This window comes from Myxococcales bacterium (assembly GCA_016703425.1).
In the GTDB taxonomy this organism is placed as follows: Bacteria; Myxococcota_A; Polyangia; order Polyangiales; family Polyangiaceae; genus JADJCA01.
Window position 1 is genome coordinate 760,067 of sequence record JADJCA010000002.1, and the last position, 24,743, is coordinate 784,809.

Consider the following 24,743-nt stretch of genomic DNA (forward strand, 5'->3'; position numbering starts at 1 on the left):
TCAGCGAACGCGCTGCGCGTTGTTGTCGAGCGAGCTGGCGAAGAGCACGAGCCGGCCGACGGTAAACTCGATGGGTTCGCGATCGACCTCAAGGACGTTGCCCGGCGCGGCCGCCGACACGCCCACGGCGTTGTCGACGAGGCGGCTCGATTTCACGAGCGCGTCACCGCCGAGGAACGCCACCGCCGAACCTTGGCAGCGGCGCACGAGAACGCGCTCGGCCGAACAGCGAGCGTCTTCAATGACGAGTCCGTTGCCGGTGGGGCGTTTGGAGACAGCGACGGAGGCTGCCGTGTCGATGAGCGTGCGATCCAACGTGGCGACGGCATCTTGCCCGACGTAGACGCCCGTGCCTTCTGCCCCGACAACCGCCGACGCGACGAGCGCGAGCGTCGCGTGGTCGCCCACGTCGATGGCGCGGCCGCCATCGCCTTCGACAGAGAGTGGCTCCGCGTCTCGGTAGCGCGTGCCGGCGACGAGGGATCGCGTCAGGCTGAGCGACGAGCCGGGGCCGACGCACGAAAGTCCGAGCTGTTGGGCCCCCAAAAACGCGCTGTCTTCGGCGGTCACGCGGGCTGCGCGGATCCCCTGCACCGCTTGTCGCCAAGGCGCCTCAGCCGGGTCCGACACGATGACGGAGCGGACCAGGGAGAGCTCGCCGCCGAGGACCGTAACCCCCGTGTCGGCCACGTGCGACAGGCTCGCGTCTTCCAGCTCGATGCTCGCCCCTTCGCGTGCGACAAGGGCACCGCCCACGGGATCCGTTTGCGAAAGCTCGCTCTTGGTGATGCGAAGACGAGCCGGGGGCCCCGGCTTCTTCGTGTCGGAGCGCGTGCCGGCCTCCGCCGCGCCTAGGATCCCGCGGCCGGTGACGGAGCTCTCTTCGATCTCAACGAGTGCCCCGGCGGTCGCGAAAGCCTCCATCGCGTCCTTCGCGGTGTCGGTTCGGCCACGAATGAACGACCGCCGCACGGTGGTGTGGCTGTCGGGATCGACGGCGTACGCGCCCGACGCGTGACCCGAGATGACGCCGTCTTCGAACTCCATGCGGCTGCCCTTCGTCGCGGCGACGCCGATGGTGACCGTGCCGCCGGCAACGCCGACGCCTACGACGCTGCTCGCGCGAATGACGATGTGTCCGCCCTCATCGGCCGACGCGCCGATGTCGTTGTGGTCGAAGAAGACGCGTTCGGCGACGGCCTTCGCGTCCGTCGGCCCCACGCGCAGGCCGATGCCTGCGCCGCGGATCGTCACGTTGGAGAGCGTGAAGGTTCCGCGCCCGATGAACCGCACACCTTTCGGATGCGCCGTCGACGGCTTGAGCACCACGCGCGAGGCGCAGCGTCCGACGAGCGTGATGGGCGTGTACTGATCGAACGTGTCGTGCTCGCCTTCGTCGAGGGCCACGATCTCGCCGCGCTTGGCGCGCTCGAGGGCCGCGGCGAGGGTGCCAACGACATTGCCTGAAGGTGTCTTTCCGGGAGATACGACCCAGTTCGCGTTGGGCGGCGGAAAGGGGCGCCCGCAATCGTCGTCGACGGCAACACAGGTGGTCTCGCCGGGGCGCGCCATGGTGCCGTTCGTGCACGGCTTCGCGGGACCGATGGCGGCGATGCGGAAGCCGTCGGCGTCGCGTTGAAAGCCGTTCGGCACCGCGGCGGGGCCAACGTTGGCGCAGGCGCCTCGCTCCAGCGAGGGCATCGTGCCGGGGCCACACTCGGTGGGAGCCGTGCCCGGCGTGCCCGACGCTGTGCCGCCGGTGGATGGCGAGTTCCCGGAGCACGCGAGGAGGGAGAGCGCCACGAGGAGCAGAGGGGGGCCCAACCAAACTCGTGACGCCATCGGCCCGCGGCATAGCACGGGGGCCGCTTCGCGCCAGAAAGGCCCCTGGCCGTGCGCCCGCGTCGACGTAAATCACGCGACATCGAACCGCCCTTCGGCTCCTACGGAGAGACATGGGAAGACGGCACTCACCACGCACCTTCCAGGCCCGCGGCTCCAACCTGTCGATCGGGGTCTGGATTCGCGGCGCGGCGACGGTAGCGGTCGCCCTCGCGTGCTTGGGATGCGAGGCCGTGAACCTGCCTCCGCCGCGGGTGGCGTTTCCGTGGCAGGGCATCGCGGACGTCGCGGGGCCATCGCCGCACGTCCCCCTCGCAGCACCGGCGATGCCGTTGCACGGTGAGCGAGGCCGAGCCGCGCTCCCCTACCCGACGTCCTTCGCCGTTGTCATTCGCCCCGACGGTTCGATTTCGTTCCCGCAACACACCTCTGCAAAGCTCCGCGGCGCGAGTGTCGTTGCGGGCTCGACAGTCCTTGCGACGCTCGACGACGCAGGCAACGTGACCGGTGCTGGACTCAAGCGTCGGTACGCCTTCAACGAGAAGGGCGATCTCGTCGACGACACAGGGCGCGGAGTGCGACTCGCGCCCGACGGCCGCGTGCGCGGACTCGGAGGCAGCGTTCGCTACACGGAGGTCATGGCGTGGGTCCCGGAGACGCGCGGCGAGCGCTGGGACTACGTCGGGTGGAGAACGCTGAGCATCTTGTCGCTGCTGGTACTCGAGAACCTCATGCCCGAGACGGTGGGCCTCACGACGACGACGAACGCCAACGTTCCAGCACCGGGACACGCACGACCTCGACGCTAGGATGGCCACGAGACAGCGACGCACGAAGATTCCAATGGGCGCGGCCCCCTTTTCTCCTCGCAACACGACTCACACCCCAGGACGACGTTTGGTGACCGGATAGGCCGCTTGCGATGGGCGATTCCAGGACTACGCCCAACGCATGACCAAAACGTTCGGCGTCTTCGGGCTCGTCTTGGGTGTGGTGGCTTGCTCCTCGGGCGACCACGACATCGCGCAACTCGGCGAGGACGAAGGCGAGCTCTCGAGCAAAGCGTGCGTCGGCGCCGCGTGCCCGTCGCTCCTCCAGCTCCGAGCGCTCTTGCGCGGCGGACTCGCGACCAAGGGCGACACCCTCTATTGGCTCGCGGCGAGCGGTCAGAACGACGTTGACGGCTACCCCATCGACGAGCTTCAGAGCTGCCAGGTGCCGGCTTGCAGCACCATCGACAAACTTCGCCTCGTCTTACCCGACGGGAAGTCTATTGGTGCAAGCTCGCTCGTGGCCACCAACGGCGGCGTGTTCTTCCGGGGCGACAAACACGGCCAGGCCGACGACAGCTTCTTTTTGACGGACGGCCAAACGATAAGCGAGATCTACTCGTCGTTCGACACACAGCACGATCGGTACGCCGTCGACGCCTCCGGCCTCGCGATCCTCTCGCGCGATCGCCGCACCGATGGGTGGGCTCGCAGCAACATCAGGCACTGCGCCTTCGTGGGAGTGTCGCTGGCAACGGACTGCGCAAACTTCGCCCACAAGAACAACAACTACGTCCTCGACCTGGCGCTCTCGCCGTCACGCCTTCTCCTCACGCGCGGCACGGGTGTCGTTTCGGTGGAGCGCTCAACGCTCGCCGGTGAGCGCCGCGAACCGCTCCAGGGCGACGGTGGCATCTCGCTGTTCACCCTCGGAGAGCTCACCCTGAGCGCACAGCTCACGGTGACCAGTAGCAACGGGAAGGCCGTCCACAACACCACGATTGAACACGGCGGCACTGGCAGCTTCGGAGTCGTGGTGCCCGGCGTCTTGCGCGGCTCCACGTCGACGGCCACTCACTTCTACGTCGCTACCCACGGCGAGGGCGACGTTTGGGCAACGCAGAACCAGGGCGTGGTCGCGCGCGTTTCGGCGACGGGCGCCAAGAAGACCATCGCGACCCAGCAGAACGCGGGCGGCGTCGCTGTGGCCGGTAGCAAGGTCTACTGGCTCGATCGCGACGTGACGAACACCGGAGAGGATTGGACCGGGCTCGTGCGCTACGCGAACAAGTGACGCGCAACGGAGCCACCCGGTAGGCGCGGCGCCGGAGCGCAGGCGCCCTGCCGGGTGGGTGGCGGCAGACTACTTCGTCTTCTTGTTGTTCACGGAGCCAACGGCGCTGGCCTTCGACGTCGCCGCCGCCGCCTTCTGGTTCTTGTTCGCCGTGTCTTGCTTCTTGGCCTTGTCTTTGGCCTTCGGAGATTTGTCGCCCATGGAGGTCACCGCTTTCGATTGAGTGGAGCCGCGAGCGTACGCGCAATGGTCACTTGGCATCGGAATCTCGCTCAGGCGTTCGCACCGACACGTGCTCCTTTCGCCCCTGTCGTTGCTATCGGCTCGGTGCGTCCTGCGCGACGTCCGACGTCGTCTTCGCGGCCGATCGACGCAGGCACGCCACAGGCTCGCCGGCCCGGACGCAGCCAGGCGTCACCGCATTGCAGGAGCGCACGCACCGCCAACCCATCGGCTCGAGCGTGCACGCTAGCCATTCGCAGCCGCACTCCCCCACGTTGGCGAGCGTGCATTCCTCTGCAGTGGCCACCGAGCCGTGGTCACAGGCAACCAAGAGCAAGGCGGCCAGAAGATGCGGCGGCGCGCGGAACAAGCGAACGCGGAGCGCGTGGCCAAGCGCGGTGGCTGCGGCGCCAACTCGGTTGCGGCTGTCGTCGCAGAAGCGACGATGGGTCGAACGGAGGTGCATGCGAGCGTCGTCGGAAGCACGCGGCGTACCACCGCGAGCCAAGCGAAAGTCGCCAGCCGAGCCTTCGAGCTACTTGGGCGCCTTGTAGATCACGCCGCTGTCGTAATCGTTCCAATAGAGCGACGTGGCGTCGACGGCGAGGGCTGACGAGGTGTAGCCAAGGCCCCCGTAGAGCGTCGTCATGGCGACGGAGGTCGTGCCGGCGCCGTCGACGAGCCCCTTCTGGATCGACGCGCCGTTGACCGCGCCGACCATGTAGTAGAAGTTCACTCCATCGGCCGCGATACGCGGATAGGCGGCGCCGGTCGCGTAACGGCGCAGCGCGCCACCGTCGAGCAGTACGCTCTCGATGGGCAGGTTGCCGCTGATGCCTTCGACGAAATAGACGCGATGGCCGTCGGTGATGAGGTTCGTCGGGCCCGTTGCGTAGAGGCTCGTCGCGATGGGCAAGACGCCGCCGTCGCCGAGCGAGATGTCGATGCGACCGGTGTTCGACGGGCCGTGCTCGCCGATGTAGAGGGTGGCTCCCGACGCGACCACGCCGCTCGCATAGTTCACGATGGTGAGGGTCGCTCCGCCGCCATCGCTCGGCACCGCGGCCGAGACGGGCACCCGCCCAACGCGGCCGCCTTGTTCGCCCCAATACACGTACGTACCGTCGCTGGTGAGCTGCGTTGGCGCGCCGAGTACGAACTGTTCGGCGATGCGCTGCGGCGTCGTCGAAGCGTGCGCGACCTTGTAGAGCTCGCCGCCGCTCGTCGCGAAGTAGAAGTTCGTGGCGTCGGCGGTGATCAGCGAAGCAGAGTAGATTGAAGGGATCGTGAAGGGCGTGACGGCGCCGCCGCCAACAGGGACGCGTCCTACGCCTCCCGAGTATTGACTAAAGTAGACGTAGCCGGCCGCGACTAGCATGTTGTTGATGGCCGGGGTGCCGGTGGCGAGCGTGACGTAAGGGCCGGCGTCGACGGGGCCCGCTTCGTTTGCGTCGACTGAGGGGCTCGCGTCGCTTGCATCGACGATGGCGACGGCAGCGTCGCTGCCGTCGGGCCCGCTGGCGTCGACGCCGAGGGTAGCGTCGGACCCGGCGTCCTCAGCGGCCGCGTCGGCGGCGGTATTGCGATCGGGCACGTCCACGTCGGCGAGAGCCGCATCAAGGCATCGGCCGTCGAGGCACGCGGGCCCATTCGTCGTGTCGTCGGAGGTGCAGCTCGCAAACGCGAACGCAGCCAGGCCAGGAAGGAGCCAAAGGGCCTTGGGTGAGATGAAGCGCATCGTCAGAGGCTACCGACCTCCAACGCTCACCAAAGTGAGCATTTCGTTTGTGGGCGCGGGCCCGTGTGGCGCGCGGCTTGCTTCCCCCCAAGCGTGCTCCTCAGCGTCCAGCGTTTCGACATCGACGATCTCGGCGTGCACCGCCGCTTTTGGGGCGTCTACGCGCGAGGCTTCTGGATTCACCTCGTCCGGCAAGTGCACATGGGCGCCGACGACGACCTCATTCCGCTCCTTGGTCACGGCCGCCCGACCGAAGGGACCAACCTCGTCAGCGTTGCGCTTGAGGGACGCGGACTCGTGGGGCGCGCTGGGCATCCAAAGGTGGAAGCGGCGCCGGGTCTGCTCTTCACGTTTCCTGGACGCGCCAGCAGTCGCGTTCGGCTCGAGGCAGATGACGTCGAGTCGTTCTCGATGAACGTCGAGACCACGAACGAACATGGCCCACTGGGCTTCGATCGAGGGCGAGTTCACCCCGAAACGATGCACGCCGTCGCCGTCAACTTGTGCACGGCCATCGAACGCGCGTGGCAGGCTCCCTCGCTTGAACCGTTGGTTCATGCGGCGGTATTGGAGCTCTTCGCGCAGCTCAGGGCGGAAGGACTCCCCATGCCAAGAGAGCTCGTGCCTACACCGGTCAGCGACTCGCTCCGGCGACTCGGACGCGCCGTCGACCTGGCCCTTTCGCAGACCGGCAGCCGCGCGATGCTCGTCGACGTGGAAGGCGCGAGTGCGCTGTCGGCGCGCACGCTGCAACGTGGCTTCGCGTCGCTGTGCAAGCTGTGGGGGCAGCGCGAAGAGTCGTTCCGCGCACACGTTTCACGCACGGTATTGGCGCGGGCCTCCTGGGCGATGACGCACCCTGATGCGACGACCGAGCGCATCGCGCGCGCCGTGGGGTTTGCCTCACCGAACGCCTTTTGCCGCGCGCTCGCCCAAAGGGGGATGCCCTCGCCGGGTCTCGTGCGACGGCGATTTGCGGCGCTCGGATGATCACAGCCCGCCGCTGAACGATGGCGTCGTCGCCACTTTGGGGCCCACCTCTTCAAGGCGGATGTCGCGCACCGAGACGCTCCCCGTGGGGCCCGTCATGGCGAAGCCAAAGGCGAAGCGGACCGCCTCGTCGTCTACGTCGAGGACAATGGAGACGTCCGCCCAGCCGCTTGTTCCTTCGAGCCGCCGCTCCGCCATGTTGTCGATGGTCCAGCCGGTTGGGGTGTCGATGCGCAACCAGAGGAACGCTGACTTCACGTCGTCGGTCTGCAGCTTGGCGCGCAACCGATACCGCCTCCCCAGGATGTCGTCGCCGATGGGACGCGTGACGGTGGCGGCGCTCCAGGTCGCGCCCGTGGCCCCGGGACCTGCTGCGAGGGTCGCGACATCCCCAGAGGGCGACGTCGTCAGCGTGTAGTTCGAAGAGATCCCTGACGGCGCCCACAGATCGCTGATGTGGAGCTCGCTCGCCGGAACGGTGAACGACGGTCCAGGCGTGACGGGTGACGCGGACGCGTCCGGTGCCGCGGAGTCGGGCCCCGCGTCGTCTGAGCTTTCCGCGGTAGCGCTGAGCGCGGGGGAAGCCGGCGCGCCGGAGGCTTCGGGGGCAACGTCATCGCGCGCGCTGCAACCGAGGAAGAAGCCGAGGGAAGCGAGGACCGCGAGCCTTGTGGGATGCATGCTCCGTCTGTAGCGACACATGGCCCGGCGTCGATGATCCGGATGCGACACGCACGCTCGACGCGTTGAGCCCTCGAGGGACCACGGGCGGCGCGCCGACCGCCGAGCGGTCACCGCTGAGACAAATTGACACACATGCGCTATCAACGAGGGATGCGTCGTTGCGTTGGACCGTCGGTGGTCGCGGGGTTCGCTTTCACGATGGCCGCGGCGTCGTGCGCCAGCAGCGGCGGTCGATTCGCGACGCTGAGCGACGCGAGCTCCGACGCCCCTGTCGCGAAGGCCGATGCCAAGGTCCGCGACGGAGCAAGCCTCGTCGACGGCGAGGACCCGCCGTTGCCGTTCCCAGACCTGGACGCGGGCCGCGACGCGGCTGACGCGAAGGTGCCCCCGAAGCCCGACGCGTCCGCGGAAGCCGGCCCGGTTGCCGGTCAATGTTTCGACACGGGGCTGGGCGCGACGCGCGCCATCGTGAAGCCGACTGCCGGACAGCTCGTGATCTCCGAGTGGATGCCCAACCCGACGGCCGTCACCGACGCGAACGGCGAATGGTTTGAGCTCCACGCAACGGCGAATTTCGACCTCAACGGCGTGCAGGCAGGAACGACCTCGCTTGGCGCTGCCTTTACGTCGGCGAACTGCGTGCCCGTAACGTCAGGGCAGTTCGTTCTCTTCGCGCGAAACGCAACGGGCGCTACCAACGGGCTCGGCACCGTGACCGTAGACGTGGTCACGACGGTGAGCCTTGTCAACGCGAGCGGCACGTTGATGATTGGCGTCGACGGAACCGTGCTCGACACCGTGACGTGGGCAAACACGACCGCCGGCAAGTCGATCATGATCGATGGCAGCAAGGTCCAGTGCATCGCGCCGGCCGCCGTCACCGCTTACAACGCGACAGACATCGGAACGCCGCGCGCGGCCAACACGGTGGCGTGCCCGTAGCGGCGCAGGGGCCTGCGTGTTGCTTCACGATCGCCAGTGCGGGCCTCTCGCTGCCGTCGCTTCGCTGGGGTAGGCCCACCAGGATTCCCAGCGCCGCCGAGCTGCTCGCGGCGAGGCGCCGAGCGATGCGCACAACTGACCGCGCTGGGGTTCACCTGGTCAAGGCTGAGTTCATTGTCCAGCCCATCGCGCGGCCGCGCGGGGCGTGCACCCTTCGGCGCGAAGCGCCGCGTTGTGGCGTTTCATGTGTCGTCGCGAGTGGTGAGTTCAGGAGAACTCGATGCGGGCACAGCTCGTGCCTCTCGCAGCTCATGATCCACGACGACGAGATTGGCGAAGAGCTCTTGGCTTGGGTGTGTGGCGGCGAGGTCGGAGCGGTCTCGCAAGCGATCTCCGAGTCAGAGTTCGGCATTGACCCGCCGCGCATGGCCATCAGCTGGGCGGGCCGCGAAGCCAACGCGATGTACGACAACGACTACGTCCCCGGCGCCGGCGACGCACCGGAGGCTAGCTCGCCGGTCAGTGCGGACGTCGGCTGGGTCGACGCCTGGTACGACGCGGAGCCCGCGAACAGCGACGCCGCGTTCGACGACGAGCCATTCTTCAGGGGTGCCTACTGAGCGACGTTGAGCTTGCCCTTCACCGACCGCTCGCGCCAACGAGCCCATCGGCGCTCAGTCGAGCTCGAAGGGAGCCGTCGACGGCGTGAAGGCCGCCGTGTAGCGCGCCACGCTCGAAACTCGGAGTTCGTCGACGTAGCCAGTCGTGTTGTCCGCCAAGAGCAGCAGTACGTCGGCCGGGGCACCGGCCACGTTGGGCCCGGGCGCCGGCGTGACACTCGCCTTCTCAACGCCGTCTACGAAGAGCCGCAGCGTCGTCCCCTGCCGCGAGACCGCGAGGTGGTGCCATCCGGCCCCGAATCCTGTGATCGCCGCAGCGAAACCGTCGCCCAAGGGCGGCGAGCCCACGCTGTTGTGATTCTGGAACGTGAAGGAGATGTCGCTGAAGAAGTCCTTGCCGATGCCAAAGAGCCAGGTCGTGGGGGCGTCGTCGGTGACGAGGTAGACCGAGCCGCGCGCGGGCCACGAGACCGGATACCACCAGTACTCGAGGGTGAAGGCGTCGGTGCCAAGCACGAGATCCGACGCGTACGGAATGCGGAGCTTCATGCCCGGTCCGGAGAAGTAGGCGCTGCCAGTGCCCATCTTCTTTTCGATGGTCGATGTGGCGAGGCCAAAGGTGGCCAAGACGGCGCGACCGCGCTCCTCGGGGAAGGCAGTGCCGGCGTTGACGCCATCGAAGTGCATGAGCACGAGCGTCTTGTATCGCTCGCAATGACCCGTCGTGCAGATGCCATCGGCGCAGTCCTGATTGACTGAGCAGGACGCGTTCGCCTCGCACTTCTTGGCGCACCCACCGCCGCAGTCGACGTCGCTCTCGGTGCCGTTCTTGACCAAGTCGCTGCACGTCGCCGCGACGCACGTCGTGAGGGTGCACACGCGCGATGCGCAGTCGGCGGGCACGCCGCAACTCGCTCCCGTCGGGCAGAGGCCGCAGGGGCCACCACAATCAACGCCAACCTCGGAGCCGCCCTTGACGCCATCGCCGCAGGTCGCGTGACGGCAGACCCCGTCTTGGCAGACGTTCGTGCGGCAATCGTTTCCGACGGAGCAGGCGAGCCCCGTTTCGCACGGTGAACAAGCCGCGCCGCCGCAGTCGATGGCCGTTTCGGCTCCGTCTTTCTGCCCGTTGGTACAGGTGCTCGCCACGCAAACGCCGACGGCGCAGATCTGCGACGCGCACTCCGCGAAGGAGACGCACGTCGCGCCGTTGGGCTTATTCGTGGCGCTCGCTGCGTCAGCGTCGGCGCTCGAATCCGCGGCCGCGCTGTCGGCCGCGCTGTCCGCCGCCGGGGCGTCGCCCTGCGCCGCGTCGTCGGCGCCGCCGTCCGGCAGCGTTGCGTCGAGGGTGGCGGCGCCATCGCCGACTCCGCCATCAGGCGCTCCTGCTTCTCCCGACGCGGTGGACGCGTCGGGATTTCCGCCGCCGGCCGCGTCTTCCGCCGCGTTCTCCGTCCCGAGCAGCGCCCCCTCGCCGCTCCCGCACGCGGCAGCGCACGCTCCCAGGAGAAGGGCGACGACGACAGCGTGATGGGCGAACGCAGAGCGGACCAGCATGCGCCGATGGTAGTGAGCCGCGCTTCGATTTTCGATCAAGAATTCAGGCGGGGACGCGGCTTCGGCGCACGCCGTGCGTGCATGAGCGATGCGTCAGTGGTCGACGCGAATGCTCGCCGAGTTCGCGGCTGTAACCGACACGGCGCCCACGGCCACGAAGAACGTCTTGCCGCTGGCGTTAGGGACGTCGACCGATGGTTCGACCTTCTCGGCGCTGCAGCCGACGACGACGGCCTCGCTGCATTCGGAAGACGAGAACACCGTCACGACGAAGGCGTCGGCATCGACGGTCCCGTCGACGGACACGTTGGTGTTGGCCTTCGTGCCGGTGAAGCGGAACCACTTCGTGGGGATCGCGGTGAGCGGTCCACAGGGATGAACGAAGGTTGTGCCCGGCGAAAACGTCGTCCGAAAGCCGGCGCGCTCTTGATCGTAGGGGTCCCAGAACAGCGGCGACGCGCACGACGAACCGTCGCCGCCGCCGGCGACGCATTCACCGCCCACGCAGAGCGACGCATCGCCGCATCGGTTGAAGCAGCTTCCGCAGTGCTCGGCGTTCGCGCCACGGTTCTTGATGCACGCGGCTCCGCACGCGGCGCCGAAGGGGCACGCTTGCGAGCTGGCGACGCACTTGCCGTCAACGCACGAGCCGCCGGAACACATCGTCTCGCAGTTGCCACAGTGCGAGTAGTCGTCTTCGACGTGGGCGCAGACCGCGGGCTTGCTGGCGCCGCACGCGACAAATCCGGCGCGGCACCCCGCCGCCGGCGTGTGCGGTTCGGCACCGGCGCCTCCTGCCACCGGCGCCGGAGTGACCGCGGCCCCGTCGGACACAGTGACGCCGCCGGCACCGCCATCGGGGCCGACGCCGCTCGGCGAAGTGCCACCCCCGGAGCATGCAGCAACGCCGAAGGCCACCACCCCAGAACAGAGAACCGACGCAAGGCGGAGGCGCATGGGCTCCTTATACCCCGAGGACGCCTAGGTTCTCCCCAAGAGCCGGCACCTTCGGCTGAGCCCTGGCCTCGAACGGGCGGGACGCGACCGCGTCTTCGACACGCAGCTGATCTCGACGGTGAGCCTGGGCCACTCGTGGTGATCGACACGGCGCTTCAAAAGGCACTGGCGACGCCTCCCGCAGGCTAGGCTCGCCCGATGAAGACCTACGCCATCACGGGCGCGAATCGCGGCATCGGACTTGAACTCGCGCGCGCCCTCGTCGCGCGTGGCGATGCGGTCGTCGCGCTCTGCCGCTCCTCGTCGAAAGAGCTCGAAGCGACGAAAGCGCGCGTCTTAGACGGCGTCGACGTCTCGAGCGACGCGAACATCGCAAGCGTCGCCGAGCGACTGAGCGGCACGCGCGTGGATGTCCTCGTGAACAACGCGGGCATTCTGGAGCGCGACACCCTCGACTCTTTCGACCATGCGTCGCTCCTCCGCCAGATGGAGGTCAACGCGCTGGGGCCCCTCCGACTGACGCGGGCGCTCCTGCCGCTCATGCAGCGCGCGGGCAAGGTCGTCGTGATCACGAGCCGCATGGGCTCCATCGCGGACAACGGCTCCGGCGCTTATTACGGCTATCGGATGTCGAAGGCCGCGGTGAACGCCGCCTTCGTATCGCTGGCGCGGGATCTTGCGCCGCGCGGCATCGCCGTCGGGATCTTTCACCCGGGAATGGTCGCCACCGCGATGACCGGCCAGAGCGGCATCCCCGCGGCGGAGTCGGCCAAGGGGCTCGTGGCGCGCATCGACGAGCTCGACGAGGCGCGCTCGGGGAGGTTCTTCCACCAGAACGGGGAAGCGCTGCCCTGGTAGGCGCCGTAGGTCCTAGCGCTAGTTGTTGAGGGCGCCGGCGTTGATCCAAGCTTGAACGAGCGTGAGCTTCGTCTTTGAGAGCTTCGCGCCGCCAAGCGGCATGCCGCTGCCGCAGTCGTTTGTGTGGGCGAGCTTCCGATAGAGCAGGCTGGCGTTGGCATCGCCGGGCACAACGCGCGTTCGCAGACCGTCATTGCACGAGCCGGCGCCGCCCGTTCCAGCTTTGACGCCGACCAGGTGACTGTAGGCCGCTGACTTGGTCTTCATGTCGAGCCCAGTGACGTGCGTTGGCCCGTGACAGCCCACGCATGAAACGCCAATGACCTTCGCGTAGACGTCCGAGAAGGTCGGTCCCGCCGGTCCAGCCTCAGGCGCCTTCGCATCTGTCGCAACGGGGGTGGCGTCGGCCACCGCGGAAGCATCGCTCGGCTCTTCCTCCTCTTCCTCTTGCGCGACGTCACCGGTCGCGTCCTTCTTCTTCGACGCGTCCCGTCGGCCCGCATCGAGGGCGTCGTCCACGTCTTCATCCTCGTCAACGGCGGCGACGTCGGAGCCGGCGAGGCCCGAGGGGCGCGCGGCGACGGCGTCGGCCGAACAGGCAGCGCTAAGGGCCAAGCCCGCCATCAACGCGGACGCGAGCGAAAGCGTAGTGAGGGATCTCATCGGCGCCTCAACCACAGCTGACCGTCACGACGTGGGAATGCCCGAAGGCGTCCGTGGAGGTGATCTTGACGCTCTTGTTCGCGCGGATCTTCGTAAAGTGGGCAGCGGTCAGCGTGACCGAGTGGCTGTGATCGGCCTGGCCGCCAATCGAGTAGGTCTGCGCGGCGCCGGCCGCGACGTCCTCTTTCGAGACGCGAAGCTCGTGTCCATGATTGAACGAGATGGTCTTGTCACGCGCGTTGTCGGTGCACTTGGCGGCCGCGGTGCTGCCGTCCTTCTTTCGACGCAGCTCCTCCTCGCTCTCGCCTTGCTCCTCATCGTCGAGGTTGTCGCCACTGGGATCGCCGGAGCAACCGCTGAGGTGCGGCAGCGCGAAGAGCGTCCCCGCAAACATCGTCATCGCCCGGAGCGCTTCGCGTCGTGTCGTTTGCATGGCGTCCGTATGGCACGCGAGAGCGCGCCCGGTAGCGCGCCGCCGGAAAGGGAGCCGTGCCAAGGCGGAAAGGGTCTGGTTCGACGGCGCTGTTCAGCAGTGGGACAGGGCTAGGAGGAGGGTGATGACGGTGGAGAGCCCCAGGAAAAACGCAGCCCCAACGAGTTGGAGCTCAGGACTCGGTCCAGTGTCGAGCGACCGGTCGACCCCCACTTGGTCGACAACATAGGACTCGTCGTCCCCGTCTGGCGGTGCGGCGACCATGTCGACCGAGGCATCGCCGAAGAGCGCCGACACGTCGAGCGACGAACGCTCCGAGAATCGTACGGGCGTACGCGCCGTCTGTATCCCGGCCCGCGCCTCCTCGGGGAGCACACGAACTTCGAGAGGCACCTCGGGCACCGAAACCCTTCGGTAGAGCCCAGGCGGAGCCTCGGCTCCTTCGTGTTCGTAGGCGAAGTGGGGCGCGGCAACTGCATCGGCAAGCAGGTCGGCGACGGCACTGGCGGACCAGAGGCCGAGCGTGACCGGGGCGCGCTGCAACGCCGCGCACTGGGCTTCGTCGAGAGGAACCTTCGTCGCAAGGAGCCGTGGGCCGGAGGCGCGGAGTACGATCGCATCGGGCTCAAGCGCTCGCAGAAGCGCGAGCGACTCGCCATCTCGGTAGCCGCGAACGGCGTCGTCGACGGCGAGGACGCATCGTTCTGGCGTCCGGCCTGACGACCCCCGCGGCGCCTGAGATGCGGGCCACGCAGCCGGTGGCGTCGTCGCGAGCTTCTGCGCGATGCATGTCGCGCGGACGAGAAAGGCCGCCAGCGTGTCCGAGGTGACCGCGCCGCTCGGGACCGCACCGCGGCGCCCCGGCGCAAACGACGCGACGTGGCCGACCGAGTCGAGGGCGAACCAAGATGTCGAGTCGAGCTTGGGCATCAGGCAGACTTGACGGCCTCGGGAGCCGACGCGAGAAGCGTACCGCGCCGCGAAGGGAGCCCAAACGGCAAGCCGTTCCATTCGAGACTCGCTCGGGTACGCTTAGCACCATGCCTTGGCGTCGGCCCCGTCGAGTCGTGCCGTGGCTCACCTTGCTCGCCGGGAGCATTGGGACACTTGGCCACGCATCGCGCGCCTCTGCGCAACAGGCGTCCGTTCAACCGGCCGACGCGCCCGCTGCCGCCGACAGCACCCGCGTGCCCATCCACATCGAGGCCGTTGGCTCCGTCCGCGTCGCGAGCGCTGCTGGCGTCGAGCACTGCACGGCTCCATGCACATTGCACGTTGAACCGGGCTACGTCACCCTCAAGGTAGGCGACGTCAGCCAAGAGCTCTTCGTGGAAGGGCCGAGTCGCGTCACGCTGACGGCCGGTGCCCCTGCCGTTCGAAAGGTGGCACTCGTGGCGTTGGTCGCGGGGGCCGTTGTCGTCGTTGCCGCCGTGGCCCTGCCGCTCATCTTTTGCCGGCAGACCCAAAGGGTCGACGCGTTCGGAAGGCCGCAACCGAACGACGATCCTTGCCGGAACCTCACCGATGGCTTCAAGGTCGCCTGGATCTCGGGCGCAGGCATTGGCCTCACAGCGGCCATCGCTGGAGGCATCGTCTTTGCGAGCGCGGGGCCCAAGCTGCGGCTCTCGATCTTGAACCCCGGCTCGGTGGCTCAATGGCCCGTGCTTAGTCCCCTTGCGGGCGACAAGGGCGCAAGCCAGTACCTGCCGCGCGGCTTGGTGCTCTCAGGCGAATTCTGAAGCCACACCGGCCGCGGCCACAAGCAGGGCAAATTCGAGCGCACCGCGCATTTCGCGTTACACGCGGTCTCCCAACCACTCTCCCCTTCGAAGCGCCAGCACGCGACGTGCGCGCACGAAGAAAAGGACCTCTCATGCGCTCTCTCGGTTCGCTCGCCACGCTCGTCGTCGGTACCCGGCCTCGCCTTCCCTTGCGCGCTCGCCCGTCAATCGTGGCGTCGTGCTTGGCGTTGACCTTGTGCGTTCCCGGTTGCGCGAGTGCCGTCGACGACAGCGACGACGGGGCCTCGGAGAGCGCCCTCTCGCGGGCCGTGCCGGCGAAGTTCGTGGTCGCCTCGGCGACGTCACCGTCGTGCATCGGCGCGGCGCCTAGCAACGTGCCGCTGGCCGCCACCGGCAGCTGCGCAGGAACGCCCGAGCTGACGTACCACGCCGCCTCGGGCGCCATTAAGCTCGCGTCCGATCCCACGCAGTGCCTCGACGTTCAGTTCGCCATCAAGGCACCGGGCGCCGCCGTGATGTTTCACCCCTGCCATGGGCAGGCGAACCAAACGTGGCGCGTCGGCAAGCCGCTCGACACGACGGCCCATCTCGCCTCGCCGGTCCGCGTCGAGGCCTACGCGAAGGCTGCGGGCTCGAACTTGTGCCTCGCGTCCAAAGACGGCCGCCTCATCGTCGACACCTGCGGCGCCGCCAACGGCGAGTGGCTCCTTGATCGCCGCGTTGACGGCCGGCTCATGCAGCGCGGGCGCATCGCGACGAGCCTCTTGACGTTCGGCATGCTCGAGTCGAAGGCCTCCGCCGCTACGGCGAGCGCAGCGCGAAGCGACGCCCTCGCGCCGGACGCCGCCGATCTTGCCGCGGAGCTCGCCAAGCGTGTCATGCCCGCGCTCCCATCGGGCGAGGCCCCGCGCGTGCTGCTCGCTCTCGACGACGCGCACCACGGCGAAAACGCCGGCGACGCCGCCGCCATCACGCAAGCCCTCGGCGAGCTGCTCACGCGCACCGAGGCACGCCTCGCCATCGAGGTGCGCCTCGGCGTCGAGATCACCGTGACGAAGATCCAAGCGATCATCGAAGACGAGGTCTCGCGCCTCACCGTCGAGCTGACGGAGCGACGCACAACGATTCGGTTGCTCGTCGCGACGGCGCTCATCATCACGACCACCAAGGCAAAGGTCGAGCTCATCGATGAGCCGGCGACGGGCCTCGCCTGGAGCGACCTCCGCATGAAGGACGGCAAGCTGCCTCACGTGGTTTGGTTGTCGAACCCGGGTCACAAGATCGACGACGAGGTCACCATCGACTCGCTCCTGCGTTTCGCGCAGCGCGGCGGCGGCGTTGTCGTGCAAGGCGACGACGCGGCGCAGGGGACCGCTCGGCTCACGGGGCTCGACCTGCGCGCGGTTGGGCGGAGTCGAACGGCCACGTCTATTGCGGTCAGAGCTACGACAACGGCCTCGGAAGGTTCCCCCTCTCATCGAGGGCGCTGTCGGTGTCGGACCTCGTCTACACCGACGACCTCGATCTCGCGAAGGTCGTCGACCCGCGAGCCAAGGTCCTCGCCGAGGCGCGCCCGACCTGCCAGGGCAACGTGGACCCGCTCCCGGCCGTCGTCTTCATCGACCGGGACGCGCCTAACGCTCGGTGAGAGGACGCGAGGTGCGCCGGCCCCTCCGAAACCTTGCGACACGGCACCGCGGCGAGGCTCCTCTCCTCGATGTCACTCCCCCTTCGAACGGCCGGCACCCTCGTCATTCTCACGATTTCTGCGGCCTGCAGCTCGGGCGGCGGCGGCGGGTTCGCCGGCGATGGCGGCAGCGGCGCGACGCAACCCAGCCCGGGGCCGTCTGCGAGCGGGCCTTCTGTGTCCCAGAGCCCTCAAGCCTCCGATGCCGGCAAGGCGCCCGGCAAGGTCAACTGCGCGGCCTTTTGCGCGAAGGCCGACGCGGAGCTCGCCACCGGTTGCGACACGACGAAGTGCGCCGCGTCATGCGAGGCGCGTGCGAAGGCAGCGGGCAGCGCCTGCGGCGCCGAGTGGACCACGTTCCTCGAGTGCGCCGTCCTCGGCGGCAAGTTCACCTCGTGCGCCTTCAACGGGTCGACGACGTTGTCGCGATGCACCGACGAAGAGTCAGCGTTGAAGAGTTGCCTGGCCCGCCCCAAGGTCTGCATGGCTCACTGCAGCAGCGACGGCGAGTGCAGCGCCTCGTGCCCGTCGGCCCCGAGCGGTGGCGCGAACTGCTGCGACGTGGCGACGGGCACCTGTTACGCGAGCAGCGCCAGCGCTTGCCCGGTGCCAACCCCGTGGGACGCTGGCGTGCCGATGTATTGAGCGACGAGTGCGCGGCTTCCTCCGCGCCTGCGTGAATCCCTGCAAAGCACGAGGTCGCGCTCCCGCACCGGGTGTTCACTCGATCCCGATAGGCCCGTCGACGCCCACGCTGTGCATGCTCGGCAGGTCGAACTTCATCTCGAAGAAGAAGGGGCCGCCGACATCGGCGAGCGATGGCGTGTAAGTGCCGGTCCACTTCACCCAAACGTCGCTCACTGTCGGCGACGGGGTGCTGGTCCAATTCACGCTTCCCGTCGGACCGCCGATCCGGAGCACGCTGAAGTCGGATAACTCAATCGGCTGAATGGAGCCGTCCTCAGGGAGCACGACGTAAAACGACACGGCGTAGGGTCGGTTCTCGACGACGCCCCCGAGCGCCTTCTTGAAGTACAGGTTGAAGAATGTGTTGTTTGATCCGTTGCCGGACCCAAACCACTGTGTGCCGGCGTTCGTCGCGACGAGCGTCCCCGAGGTGACCCAGTTGCCCGCTGCGTTCAGGCCACCGCCATAGGTGTTGGCGCCGAAAGCCTCGTCGAGAAGGAGCACTTGCGGGATGCCGCTGTCCGTCGCCGCGTCCGTGCCAGCGTCGCCGTGCGTGGGCGCGTCCGAACGCGCGTCGGGAGCGTCGCTGTTCGCGTCCGAGCTCGCGCCGTCGCCAGCGCCATCGCTCATGGTGCCATCGCGAGAGCCATCGGCGTCCGTCGAGGCATCCCTCGGGGCATCGCTTACGGCGGTGTCGCTAGCCCCGGTGTCGTTCGCCTCGCTGTCGTTCACCCCGGCGTCGTTCGATGACGCTCCATCTTGAGACATCGAGCCGTCTTGGGCGCCACCGTCGCTCTCGTCGAGCGGCGGAATGACGACGTCGCGTTCGTCGCCGCACGCGGCGAAGAGACTCAGCGTAGAGAAGAGACCGACCCAGGCTCCGCGGCGCATCCGTCGATGCTAAGCGATCTTGTCGCGACGGCTTGTCGCGTCGCTCAGTAGCTCGAGACGAAGACCTCTTTGAGCTCGACCTTGAGGAACGGCTGTGAGCCGGCGTCGCTCTTCTTCGTGCCCTTTGCGTCCTGCTGGGTCTCGAGCGTGGACTCCATTTCGGGGACCGACGACTCCTCCTCGGCGACGTCCCCGGTGCACCCGGCGACGAAGGAGACGAGGACCGAGGCGACGAAGGCGATGTGCTTGGCGTTCATGAGGATCAGCTTCCTTTGCGTGTGACGTCCAAGGAGCACGGGCCATGCCAGGCGCGCTCCGCATGGATCCGCGAACTTGCCGACGGCGTGGGGCGCGCGCGCACAAGAGCGCGCACGGCCCGCGCACGCGGCACATCAATCGCTCGTGGGCGGCGGTGCCTTTGCCAGGAGCGCCTCGAGCCTCACGCGCCCCTCTTTGGAGAGTGTCTGGCCTCGCACCGCGAGCGCGCGCGTCACGATCCGAAACACCTCGACCTTAACCTTGCGGCTCGGATCGGCGTCGAGGACGCGGTGGAGCGCTGTGGCGTGGCGCTCGACGATGCGGAAGCCCATCGCGTCGACGGCCCCCTGGCGCACGTTCTCGGACTCGTCGTTCGTAGCGGCGAGGTCGAGCATCGGGTCGGCCTCACCGAGCGGCAAGAACCTGAGCGCCTGCACCGCAGCCTCGCGCACCGACTCGTTTTCGCTGGTCAGCGCCTCCTTGGCTAGCGGGAGAACCTCGAGGCTGCCGCTGTTGCCGAGCGCGTGGAGGAACGCGACGCGCTCGTCGTCGTCTTTGGCGCCGCGGACGCCGTGAACGAGCTCACCCACAAGCGTCGCGTCGCCACCCAGCTCGCGCGCCACGTTGCCGAGGGCCAGCGCCGCGCTCGTACGCACGTCACGCGAGCCGTCGCCCATCGCCTGCACCAGCGCGTCGCGCGCCTCGGCGGCGTGAGGCCCCGCGAAGGCGAGCTGCGTGGCGGCTTGCGTACGCACCTCGACGGACAAGTCCTTTTGGTTCGCGATGGCACCGATGGCACGGACCGCCTCCGGCGTCTTGGCGCTTGCGAGCGCCGACGTGAGAAGCTGCGCGTCTTTCACCGAAAGCTTGCCTGCGAGCGCGGCTGCGCTCTCCGCATCGGTCGGCGTGAGGCGAAAGCGCGCCGCCATCTTCTCGGCGAGCACGGCGCGCGGTGCGTCGCCGTCCGCGCCGCGCGCGTCGGCGAGCATGTCCGTGAGTGAGCGTTGTGCGACGAGGCGCTCGTCGGCGAGCCGCGCGGAGGCGCCATCGTCGCCGGTGCCGAAGGGCCCCACGAGCGTGAGCCCGCTCGCTTCGCGCTCGAAGCGGCCGGCAAGGGAACCCTCGAAGCGGGTCCCCGTGAGCTTCATGTCGAGCTCGAGCCGCGTTTGCGCCGTCGGCATGTCGTCGCCGAGCGAGGCGACCTTGTTCTCTTTCGAGGAGAGCGCCACGACCCAACCGCTAAGGTCGAGCTGGGCTGTCGTCTCGCCGTTCGTCTCGACGCGCGCGCTCTTGTCGGCGCTCTCCACGCCGCTCGCTGTGGCGACGCGCGTGTAGCGACCCTTGGTCTTCGTCAATTTTCCGTTCGGCGCCCGGGTGTACGAGGCCTGGTAGCTGCCGTGAATGTCGTCCTCGTCGGCGGCGTAGGTGGCGTCAGGCCGTGAAGCGATCTGCGCCTGCCCCACGACGCTGCGCACCATGTTTTGCGCCATCGACGACAGCCCGCGCGCGAAGGCGTAGCCCCGCACGCGGCCGTCGGCATCGGCCGACACGTAGAACGGCTTCTCGAGCTCCTTGGCGAGGGCGGCGGTGTCGGCGTCGTTCATGGCCACCTTCACGTCGACGAGCTCACCGAAGAGGCGATGTTGCTCTCCAACAGCGCCCACGTAGGCGAGACGGAGCTCCGCCGTCAGACCGAGCTTGACGGTGGCCGACTCGGGCCTCGCGCGATCCGTTGCTTTGGCGAGGAAGCCAAGCTCCTGGCTCATTTTGACGGCGTAGACATGAAGGAGCCCTGGCGCTTCCGCGCGACCGCGCACGGCGGGAGCGTCGTTGTGGACGAATGCCGTGGGCGCGGCGCTTCGCGCAGCTTCGTGCTCGCCAGCGGAGGACGAGAGCCCCCCGCCGTGGCATCCGCCGGTGATGGCGATGACCGAGCCGGACGCGATGGCGAGGGCCAAAGCGCCGAGGGTGAGCTTGCGCGAAAGAGCCAGGGTCTTCATGAGATGCGTTCCTTGCAGTGACGAGTGCGTGTGCGAAGCGAGCCGCGCCTCAGAGGTCGGTGCACATCCAGGGCTTGGAGTTGCAGTAGATCGGCAACGGCGGCTCCTCGTCGCCGGGGGGCGGAGGCGGCGGCGCTGCGCAGTCGGCGCTGCAGTTCGTGTACGTCTCGCCCGACGCGCAGACTGCGTCGCCGCAAACGGGACGCACGATGGGGTTCTGGCACGCGCGCATGTGAACGATGGGATAGGTGCCTTGGTAGAGCGGGCTCCAGCTCGCGAGGTTGAGCCTCCACGTCTTGCCCGGCACGTGCGCCCAGGCGTCGACGCGGCCCGAGAGCGACGTGAGCTGGAGGTCGGCGTCGAGCGAATAGGTGACGTTGTTCGGCGCGACGACGGCCGCCGCGCGAGCCGGCAGGCCGGCCTTGAGCAGCGAGAGTGTCCCGGTAACGCCCGCGCTGGCCAGGAACACGTCGATGCTCGCGCTGGCGACCGCGAGAAGTTCGGCGTTCGGGAGCGTGTCGACGGACAGCGTGCTGGTGGCGTATTGCGCGTTGTAGTTGATGCCGAGGTTGCCCTTCACGGCGCCCGTGAACTTGACGGGCAACGGGCCGAGCCAGATGGTCTTCGACGCCGAGAAGAGCGACGCGTTGGCGAGCGACTCGGTGCCCGAGAAATTGCCAGTGACGGACCTCGAACGAACGTTCACGCCCATGAGGCGCACGTAGTAGCTCGAGGTGCCTTGGCTCCCCGTCATCGAGGCTTTGCCGCTGATGCGCGCGACCTCGTGGTCGGTGCCGAAGACCGTGACGTAGCCGCTGAGGAGCCCCTCACCGGTGAACGAGTCGCGCTCGTTGCCACGACCGGCGCGGCTCGAGAACGTCAGGCCCGCGGAATAGCCGGCGCCGAAGGTGCCGTTTCCGAATTCGTCTTGCTTCACGTAGGCGCGGTCCCAGTCGTAGGTCGCCTGGGCCACCGGGCAGTTGGCGCTGCTGATCGGCTGAGCGATGAGGACCGGCAGGGAGCCGAGGCCATAGGCCGCGTGCTTGAGCGTCGTCGTGTCGTAGCTGCCGAGGTCAACGACGGTGTCGGCGACAACCACGGAGGTGTTGCCGGCGAGGGCGGCGCCCTTGGTCTGGGCGTGGGCAGTGCTCGGCGCGAAGCCGGCGGCGAGCCCGGCGGCGGCCACGACGAGGGGGGAGAGGTGAGCGGCGACCTTGCGGACGCCGGGGTGGAGGAGTGAGCGGTTCATGCGGCCCCGTTCAGCAGGCCCCGTGCCGGCCACAGCGCGTCCGTTCTCCCACCTTTCCAGCGGGGCGGCTGACGCGCGCGCGCGCGACCGCGCTGTGTGCGCTCGCCGCTTCGACGATCTGGCGAGGTCCGCGAGGTCTGGTAGCTTGGCCCGCGATGCCGAACTCGGGCCACACGACCATCAAGGGGCCGACGCCGCGGCGTCGCGGCGAGGACGAAGAAGGCGAGGAGCTCCGCCTCGCGCTCGTCGTCATTTGGGCTGGCGAGGAGCCTTCTCGCCTGGGCGAAGCGCTTTTCCCGACAAGCGGCTCGGTCTTTGGGCGAGGCCCCGCCGACGACGACGGCGAGCCACGGGTGGGCTTCGTTCGGCAGCGTCCGGAGAAGAACCTGAAGGGTGCGCCCTGCGACAACCCGTTCCTCTCAAGGCGGCACCTTCGCTTCGACGTGAGCCTCGACGCCATCGAGATCCAGTGCGTGGGACACCGGCCGCTTCGCTTCGCCGACGTCGAGGTGCAATCCGCGACGGTTCGCGAAGGCGACATCGTCGAGATCACCGACCTCTACGCGTTCCTTTGCGTGCGGAGGCCTGCGTTTCTTGCGGCCGGCGGTGATGAACTGGCGCCCGTTACCTTCGGCGAAGCCGACGCCTACGGCATCGTGGGCGAGAGCGCGCCCGCGTGGACCCTGCGAAACCAGGTCTCGTTTCTGGGCAAACGCAACGCCCACGTCCTCGTGACGGGCTCGAGCGGCACCGGGAAGGAGCTTGTAGCCCAGGCCATTCATCGCCTCTCGTCACGCGCCAAGAAAGACATCGTCTCGCGCAACGCCGCGACCTTCCCGAGCGGTCTTATCGACGCCGAGCTCTTCGGCAACCTCGCGAACTATCCCAACGTCGGCATGCCCGAGCGCCTCGGCCTCATCGGTCAGGCCGATGGCTCCACGCTCTTCTTGGACGAGATCGGGGAGCTGCCGAGCGAGATGCAGGCTCACCTGCTCCGCGTCCTAGACGGCGGCGAATACCAGCGGCTCGGCGACCCGAAGCGGCGCTTCGCGGACATCCGGCTCGTGGCGGCCACGAATCGAGCCCCCGAAGAGCTGAAGGAAGATCTCGCGGCGCGCCTCGCGCTGCGCGTCCAGGTGCCCGGCTTGGACGACCGGCGCGAGGACATCGCCCTCTTGGCTCGCCACATCCTCAAGCGAACGGCGGCCCGAGACGCCGAATTTGCTCAGCGATTTTGCACAAATGGCGAGCCTCGAATCACCAGCGAGCTGGTCCGGGCCCTCACTCAGCACAGCTTCGCAACCCACGTGCGCGAGCTCGACGGCGTGCTAATGAGAGCCGCCGGCAGCAGCTCGAACCGGAAAGGTGGGGAGGAACTGGATCTCACGAAGGAAGTCCGCACCGTGTTGCGACCCGTCGCCCGGCCCGCCAACCGAGAGGTCGGGGCTGACGAAATCCGGGCCGCCTTGGCCCGGCATGGCGGGGTAAAAGACAAGGCATGGCGAGACCTTGGCCTCGCGAGCCGGCACGCGCTTCACCGACTCATGAAGAAGCTCAACATCGACGACTGAAAGCTTGCGGCCAGCGTTTCCCCTACTTTCGTAGGCGGCGCGGCGGCGACGAACCGACTAGTCTCAAGCCGCTTCACAGCGCGCGCCCGCACGAAGCCTGTGCGCGCGCGCCTACGAACCAACGAACCCGCCCCAATTTTCGCCGTTCGACACGGCACGACCATTGCCGTATCAGGACAAGGGAGACCAAGAAGCCATGACACTGCGCTCGCTACTCGTACTCGTTCCCGCCCTCGCCCTCGTGGGGCTCAGCGCCTGCGCTACCGAGACGGCGCCGGACGACAACCTCGAGACCACCCAACAAGCCTTGTGCAACAGGGCCGATCCGACGGCGTGCCAAGGGGGCGATGGGCTCGGCGAAGTGAGCCAGGGCGAAGTCACATCCTTTAGCTGCCCCTGCGGGACGGTGGCGCCCGGCGGCGGCTTCTATTCGATCGTCAATGGGCAGTGCAAGATCCTCTCGAAGGCGTGCTGCCCGAACCCGAAGACGGGCGCCACGGTGAACTGCCCGCCCGGCTACATGATCAGCGTCTACAACCCGTGCCGCTTCAACGCGACGGCTCCGTACCAGCGCTGCAACCAGTACGGCCAGTGCTGGTGCTCGGCATACCCGTGACCGTCTGAGGCTTCGTGAGCGCATCTGTGCTTTTGAGGTGGGCCAGCGCTGCAATGGCGCTGGCCTTGCCATTGGTGCTCGCTGCGGCGTGCAGCAGCGACAAGACGGAGACCCCGGCGACGGCCGCGGCGGAAGCGGGCCCCGACGGAAGCGGTAGCGGCGATGCGAGCGCGTCCCTCGACGCCGACGGCGCCGTGGCGTGCACCCTACCGGGGTCGTACGGGTCGCGGTCCTGCAACGCGTGCATGCAGTCTACATGTTGCGACGTCATTGGTGCTTGCGAGAGCGAGGCCACCTGCAAGCCGCTCCAGAAGTGCGTCGTCGATTGCCTCAACGTCCCCGACGCTGGCGGCTGCCGAACCGGGTGCCTCGCGCAGTACCCCGACGGCAAACCCACCTGGCTCAAGGTTGAAGCGTGCTGGTTCAACGACCCGCCCAAGTGCGGCGTCGCCTGCACGTAGGAGCCTTTCCA

The 24,743-nt window shown here is 68.1% G+C and carries 25 protein-coding genes; 12 read left to right on the forward strand and 13 right to left on the reverse strand.

The window, feature by feature from the left end; genetic code table 11:
* Nucleotides 1–1,842, reverse strand: a complete 1,842-nt coding sequence (locus IPG50_09595; protein MBK6692442.1) for a hypothetical protein — start codon at nucleotides 1,840–1,842, stop codon at nucleotides 1–3.
* Nucleotides 1,843–1,955: 113 nt separating this feature from the next.
* Between IPG50_09595 and IPG50_09600 the strand changes: the two genes are divergently transcribed.
* Both IPG50_09600 and IPG50_09605 read left to right on the forward strand, forming a co-directional pair.
* On the forward strand, nucleotides 1,956–2,651 hold the full coding sequence (locus tag IPG50_09600) for a hypothetical protein (GenBank protein ID MBK6692443.1): 696 nt from the start codon (nucleotides 1,956–1,958) through the stop codon (nucleotides 2,649–2,651).
* A 142-nt stretch (nucleotides 2,652–2,793) separates the two neighbouring features.
* Complete coding sequence (locus tag IPG50_09605; protein MBK6692444.1) at nucleotides 2,794–3,906, forward strand: hypothetical protein; 1,113 nt, start codon at nucleotides 2,794–2,796, stop codon at nucleotides 3,904–3,906.
* 757 nt (nucleotides 3,907–4,663) lie between these two features.
* Here the strand turns inward: IPG50_09605 and IPG50_09610 are convergent.
* Nucleotides 4,664–5,866: a hypothetical protein gene (locus IPG50_09610; protein MBK6692445.1), complete on the reverse strand. Its 1,203-nt coding sequence runs from the start codon at nucleotides 5,864–5,866 to the stop codon at nucleotides 4,664–4,666.
* A 93-nt stretch (nucleotides 5,867–5,959) separates the two neighbouring features.
* Here IPG50_09610 and IPG50_09615 point away from each other — a divergent pair, with 93 nt between their 5' ends.
* Nucleotides 5,960–6,856 (forward strand): hypothetical protein, encoded by an 897-nt coding sequence (locus tag IPG50_09615; protein ID MBK6692446.1) that lies wholly within the window; start codon nucleotides 5,960–5,962, stop codon nucleotides 6,854–6,856.
* On the opposite strand, the gene IPG50_09620 is transcribed toward IPG50_09615, so the two are convergent.
* The gene (locus IPG50_09620) at nucleotides 6,857–7,537 is read right to left on the reverse strand and encodes a hypothetical protein (protein MBK6692447.1); all 681 of its coding nucleotides are present in this window, start codon (nucleotides 7,535–7,537) and stop codon (nucleotides 6,857–6,859) included.
* A 153-nt stretch (nucleotides 7,538–7,690) separates the two neighbouring features.
* On the opposite strand from IPG50_09620, the gene IPG50_09625 reads away from it, so the two are divergent.
* Together IPG50_09625 and IPG50_09630 are read left to right on the forward strand one after the other, a co-directional pair.
* Nucleotides 7,691–8,482, forward strand: a complete 792-nt coding sequence (locus IPG50_09625; protein ID MBK6692448.1) for a hypothetical protein — start codon at nucleotides 7,691–7,693, stop codon at nucleotides 8,480–8,482.
* A 311-nt stretch (nucleotides 8,483–8,793) separates the two neighbouring features.
* Entirely contained in the window at nucleotides 8,794–9,102 is a 309-nt protein-coding gene (locus IPG50_09630; GenBank protein MBK6692449.1) for a hypothetical protein, read from the forward strand.
* Between the two features lie 54 nt (nucleotides 9,103–9,156).
* Here IPG50_09630 and IPG50_09635 read toward each other — a convergent pair whose 3' ends face one another.
* Nucleotides 9,157–10,659, reverse strand: a complete 1,503-nt coding sequence (locus tag IPG50_09635; GenBank protein MBK6692450.1) for a LamG domain-containing protein — start codon at nucleotides 10,657–10,659, stop codon at nucleotides 9,157–9,159.
* 93 nt (nucleotides 10,660–10,752) lie between these two features.
* A complete protein-coding gene (locus tag IPG50_09640) occupies nucleotides 10,753–11,616 on the reverse strand; it encodes a hypothetical protein (protein ID MBK6692451.1) in 864 nt (287 codons plus the stop codon).
* Between the two features lie 198 nt (nucleotides 11,617–11,814).
* Here IPG50_09640 and IPG50_09645 point away from each other — a divergent pair, with 198 nt between their 5' ends.
* Entirely contained in the window at nucleotides 11,815–12,474 is a 660-nt protein-coding gene (locus IPG50_09645) for an SDR family oxidoreductase (GenBank protein ID MBK6692452.1), read from the forward strand.
* Nucleotides 12,475–12,492: 18 nt separating this feature from the next.
* Here IPG50_09645 and IPG50_09650 read toward each other — a convergent pair whose 3' ends face one another.
* The 3 genes from IPG50_09650 to IPG50_09660 form a co-directional block, all read right to left on the reverse strand.
* Nucleotides 12,493–13,137, reverse strand: a complete 645-nt coding sequence (locus tag IPG50_09650; GenBank protein ID MBK6692453.1) for a hypothetical protein — start codon at nucleotides 13,135–13,137, stop codon at nucleotides 12,493–12,495.
* A 7-nt stretch (nucleotides 13,138–13,144) separates the two neighbouring features.
* On the reverse strand, nucleotides 13,145–13,570 hold the full coding sequence (locus tag IPG50_09655) for a hypothetical protein (protein MBK6692454.1): 426 nt from the start codon (nucleotides 13,568–13,570) through the stop codon (nucleotides 13,145–13,147).
* Nucleotides 13,571–13,663: 93 nt separating this feature from the next.
* Nucleotides 13,664–14,500: a hypothetical protein gene (locus IPG50_09660; protein ID MBK6692455.1), complete on the reverse strand. Its 837-nt coding sequence runs from the start codon at nucleotides 14,498–14,500 to the stop codon at nucleotides 13,664–13,666.
* 110 nt (nucleotides 14,501–14,610) lie between these two features.
* Between IPG50_09660 and IPG50_09665 the strand changes: the two genes are divergently transcribed.
* Entirely contained in the window at nucleotides 14,611–15,309 is a 699-nt protein-coding gene (locus IPG50_09665) for a hypothetical protein (protein MBK6692456.1), read from the forward strand.
* A gap of 344 nt (nucleotides 15,310–15,653) precedes the next feature.
* On the opposite strand, the gene IPG50_09670 is transcribed toward IPG50_09665, so the two are convergent.
* Entirely contained in the window at nucleotides 15,654–16,562 is a 909-nt protein-coding gene (locus IPG50_09670) for a hypothetical protein (protein ID MBK6692457.1), read from the reverse strand.
* A gap of 242 nt (nucleotides 16,563–16,804) precedes the next feature.
* Between IPG50_09670 and IPG50_09675 the strand changes: the two genes are divergently transcribed.
* Both IPG50_09675 and IPG50_09680 read left to right on the forward strand, forming a co-directional pair.
* A complete protein-coding gene (locus tag IPG50_09675) occupies nucleotides 16,805–16,960 on the forward strand; it encodes a hypothetical protein (GenBank protein MBK6692458.1) in 156 nt (51 codons plus the stop codon).
* Nucleotides 16,961–17,029: 69 nt separating this feature from the next.
* Nucleotides 17,030–17,644 (forward strand): hypothetical protein, encoded by a 615-nt coding sequence (locus tag IPG50_09680; protein ID MBK6692459.1) that lies wholly within the window; start codon nucleotides 17,030–17,032, stop codon nucleotides 17,642–17,644.
* Between the two features lie 75 nt (nucleotides 17,645–17,719).
* Here the strand turns inward: IPG50_09680 and IPG50_09685 are convergent, their stop codons facing one another.
* The 4 genes from IPG50_09685 to IPG50_09700 form a co-directional block, all read right to left on the reverse strand.
* Entirely contained in the window at nucleotides 17,720–18,577 is an 858-nt protein-coding gene (locus IPG50_09685; GenBank protein MBK6692460.1) for a hypothetical protein, read from the reverse strand.
* A gap of 44 nt (nucleotides 18,578–18,621) precedes the next feature.
* On the reverse strand, nucleotides 18,622–18,834 hold the full coding sequence (locus IPG50_09690; protein MBK6692461.1) for a hypothetical protein: 213 nt from the start codon (nucleotides 18,832–18,834) through the stop codon (nucleotides 18,622–18,624).
* A gap of 135 nt (nucleotides 18,835–18,969) precedes the next feature.
* On the reverse strand, nucleotides 18,970–20,835 hold the full coding sequence (locus tag IPG50_09695) for a HEAT repeat domain-containing protein (protein MBK6692462.1): 1,866 nt from the start codon (nucleotides 20,833–20,835) through the stop codon (nucleotides 18,970–18,972).
* A gap of 49 nt (nucleotides 20,836–20,884) precedes the next feature.
* Nucleotides 20,885–22,084 carry a hypothetical protein gene (locus tag IPG50_09700; protein MBK6692463.1) on the reverse strand — a complete coding sequence of 400 codons (1,200 nt, stop codon included), beginning with the start codon at nucleotides 22,082–22,084 and terminating at the stop codon, nucleotides 20,885–20,887.
* Nucleotides 22,085–22,239: 155 nt separating this feature from the next.
* On the opposite strand from IPG50_09700, the gene IPG50_09705 reads away from it, so the two are divergent.
* The 3 genes from IPG50_09705 (at nucleotide 22,240) to IPG50_09715 (ending at nucleotide 24,732) form a co-directional block, all read left to right on the forward strand.
* Entirely contained in the window at nucleotides 22,240–23,655 is a 1,416-nt protein-coding gene (locus IPG50_09705) for a sigma-54-dependent Fis family transcriptional regulator (protein MBK6692464.1), read from the forward strand.
* 196 nt (nucleotides 23,656–23,851) lie between these two features.
* The gene (locus IPG50_09710; GenBank protein ID MBK6692465.1) at nucleotides 23,852–24,271 is read left to right on the forward strand and encodes a hypothetical protein; all 420 of its coding nucleotides are present in this window, start codon (nucleotides 23,852–23,854) and stop codon (nucleotides 24,269–24,271) included.
* 65 nt (nucleotides 24,272–24,336) lie between these two features.
* On the forward strand, nucleotides 24,337–24,732 hold the full coding sequence (locus IPG50_09715) for a hypothetical protein (protein ID MBK6692466.1): 396 nt from the start codon (nucleotides 24,337–24,339) through the stop codon (nucleotides 24,730–24,732).
* Nucleotides 24,733–24,743 lie beyond the last annotated feature (11 nt).

What these genes read in the sequence shown, in the direction of transcription:
- IPG50_09705 (MBK6692464.1), top strand. Translation starts at nt 22,240, where the DNA reads ATGCCGAACTCGGGCCACACGACCATCAAGGGGCCGACGCCGCGGCGT.
- IPG50_09690 (MBK6692461.1), bottom strand. Translation starts at nt 18,834, where the DNA reads ATGAACGCCAAGCACATCGCCTTCGTCGCCTCGGTCCTCGTCTCCTTC.
- IPG50_09640 (MBK6692451.1), bottom strand. Translation starts at nt 11,616, where the DNA reads ATGCGCCTCCGCCTTGCGTCGGTTCTCTGTTCTGGGGTGGTGGCCTTC.
- IPG50_09680 (MBK6692459.1), top strand. Translation starts at nt 17,030, where the DNA reads ATGTCACTCCCCCTTCGAACGGCCGGCACCCTCGTCATTCTCACGATT.
- IPG50_09695 (MBK6692462.1), bottom strand. Translation starts at nt 20,835, where the DNA reads ATGAAGACCCTGGCTCTTTCGCGCAAGCTCACCCTCGGCGCTTTGGCC.
- IPG50_09630 (MBK6692449.1), top strand. Translation starts at nt 8,794, where the DNA reads ATGATCCACGACGACGAGATTGGCGAAGAGCTCTTGGCTTGGGTGTGT.
- IPG50_09710 (MBK6692465.1), top strand. Translation starts at nt 23,852, where the DNA reads ATGACACTGCGCTCGCTACTCGTACTCGTTCCCGCCCTCGCCCTCGTG.
- IPG50_09605 (MBK6692444.1), top strand. Translation starts at nt 2,794, where the DNA reads ATGACCAAAACGTTCGGCGTCTTCGGGCTCGTCTTGGGTGTGGTGGCT.
- IPG50_09665 (MBK6692456.1), top strand. Translation starts at nt 14,611, where the DNA reads ATGCCTTGGCGTCGGCCCCGTCGAGTCGTGCCGTGGCTCACCTTGCTC.
- IPG50_09645 (MBK6692452.1), top strand. Translation starts at nt 11,815, where the DNA reads ATGAAGACCTACGCCATCACGGGCGCGAATCGCGGCATCGGACTTGAA.
- IPG50_09625 (MBK6692448.1), top strand. Translation starts at nt 7,691, where the DNA reads ATGCGTCGTTGCGTTGGACCGTCGGTGGTCGCGGGGTTCGCTTTCACG.
- IPG50_09700 (MBK6692463.1), bottom strand. Translation starts at nt 22,084, where the DNA reads ATGAACCGCTCACTCCTCCACCCCGGCGTCCGCAAGGTCGCCGCTCAC.
- IPG50_09660 (MBK6692455.1), bottom strand. Translation starts at nt 14,500, where the DNA reads ATGCCCAAGCTCGACTCGACATCTTGGTTCGCCCTCGACTCGGTCGGC.
- IPG50_09685 (MBK6692460.1), bottom strand. Translation starts at nt 18,577, where the DNA reads ATGCGCCGCGGAGCCTGGGTCGGTCTCTTCTCTACGCTGAGTCTCTTC.
- IPG50_09600 (MBK6692443.1), top strand. Translation starts at nt 1,956, where the DNA reads ATGGGAAGACGGCACTCACCACGCACCTTCCAGGCCCGCGGCTCCAAC.
- IPG50_09650 (MBK6692453.1), bottom strand. Translation starts at nt 13,137, where the DNA reads ATGAGATCCCTCACTACGCTTTCGCTCGCGTCCGCGTTGATGGCGGGC.
- IPG50_09620 (MBK6692447.1), bottom strand. Translation starts at nt 7,537, where the DNA reads ATGCATCCCACAAGGCTCGCGGTCCTCGCTTCCCTCGGCTTCTTCCTC.
- IPG50_09610 (MBK6692445.1), bottom strand. Translation starts at nt 5,866, where the DNA reads ATGCGCTTCATCTCACCCAAGGCCCTTTGGCTCCTTCCTGGCCTGGCT.
- IPG50_09595 (MBK6692442.1), bottom strand. Translation starts at nt 1,842, where the DNA reads ATGGCGTCACGAGTTTGGTTGGGCCCCCCTCTGCTCCTCGTGGCGCTC.
- IPG50_09655 (MBK6692454.1), bottom strand. Translation starts at nt 13,570, where the DNA reads ATGCAAACGACACGACGCGAAGCGCTCCGGGCGATGACGATGTTTGCG.
- IPG50_09635 (MBK6692450.1), bottom strand. Translation starts at nt 10,659, where the DNA reads ATGCTGGTCCGCTCTGCGTTCGCCCATCACGCTGTCGTCGTCGCCCTT.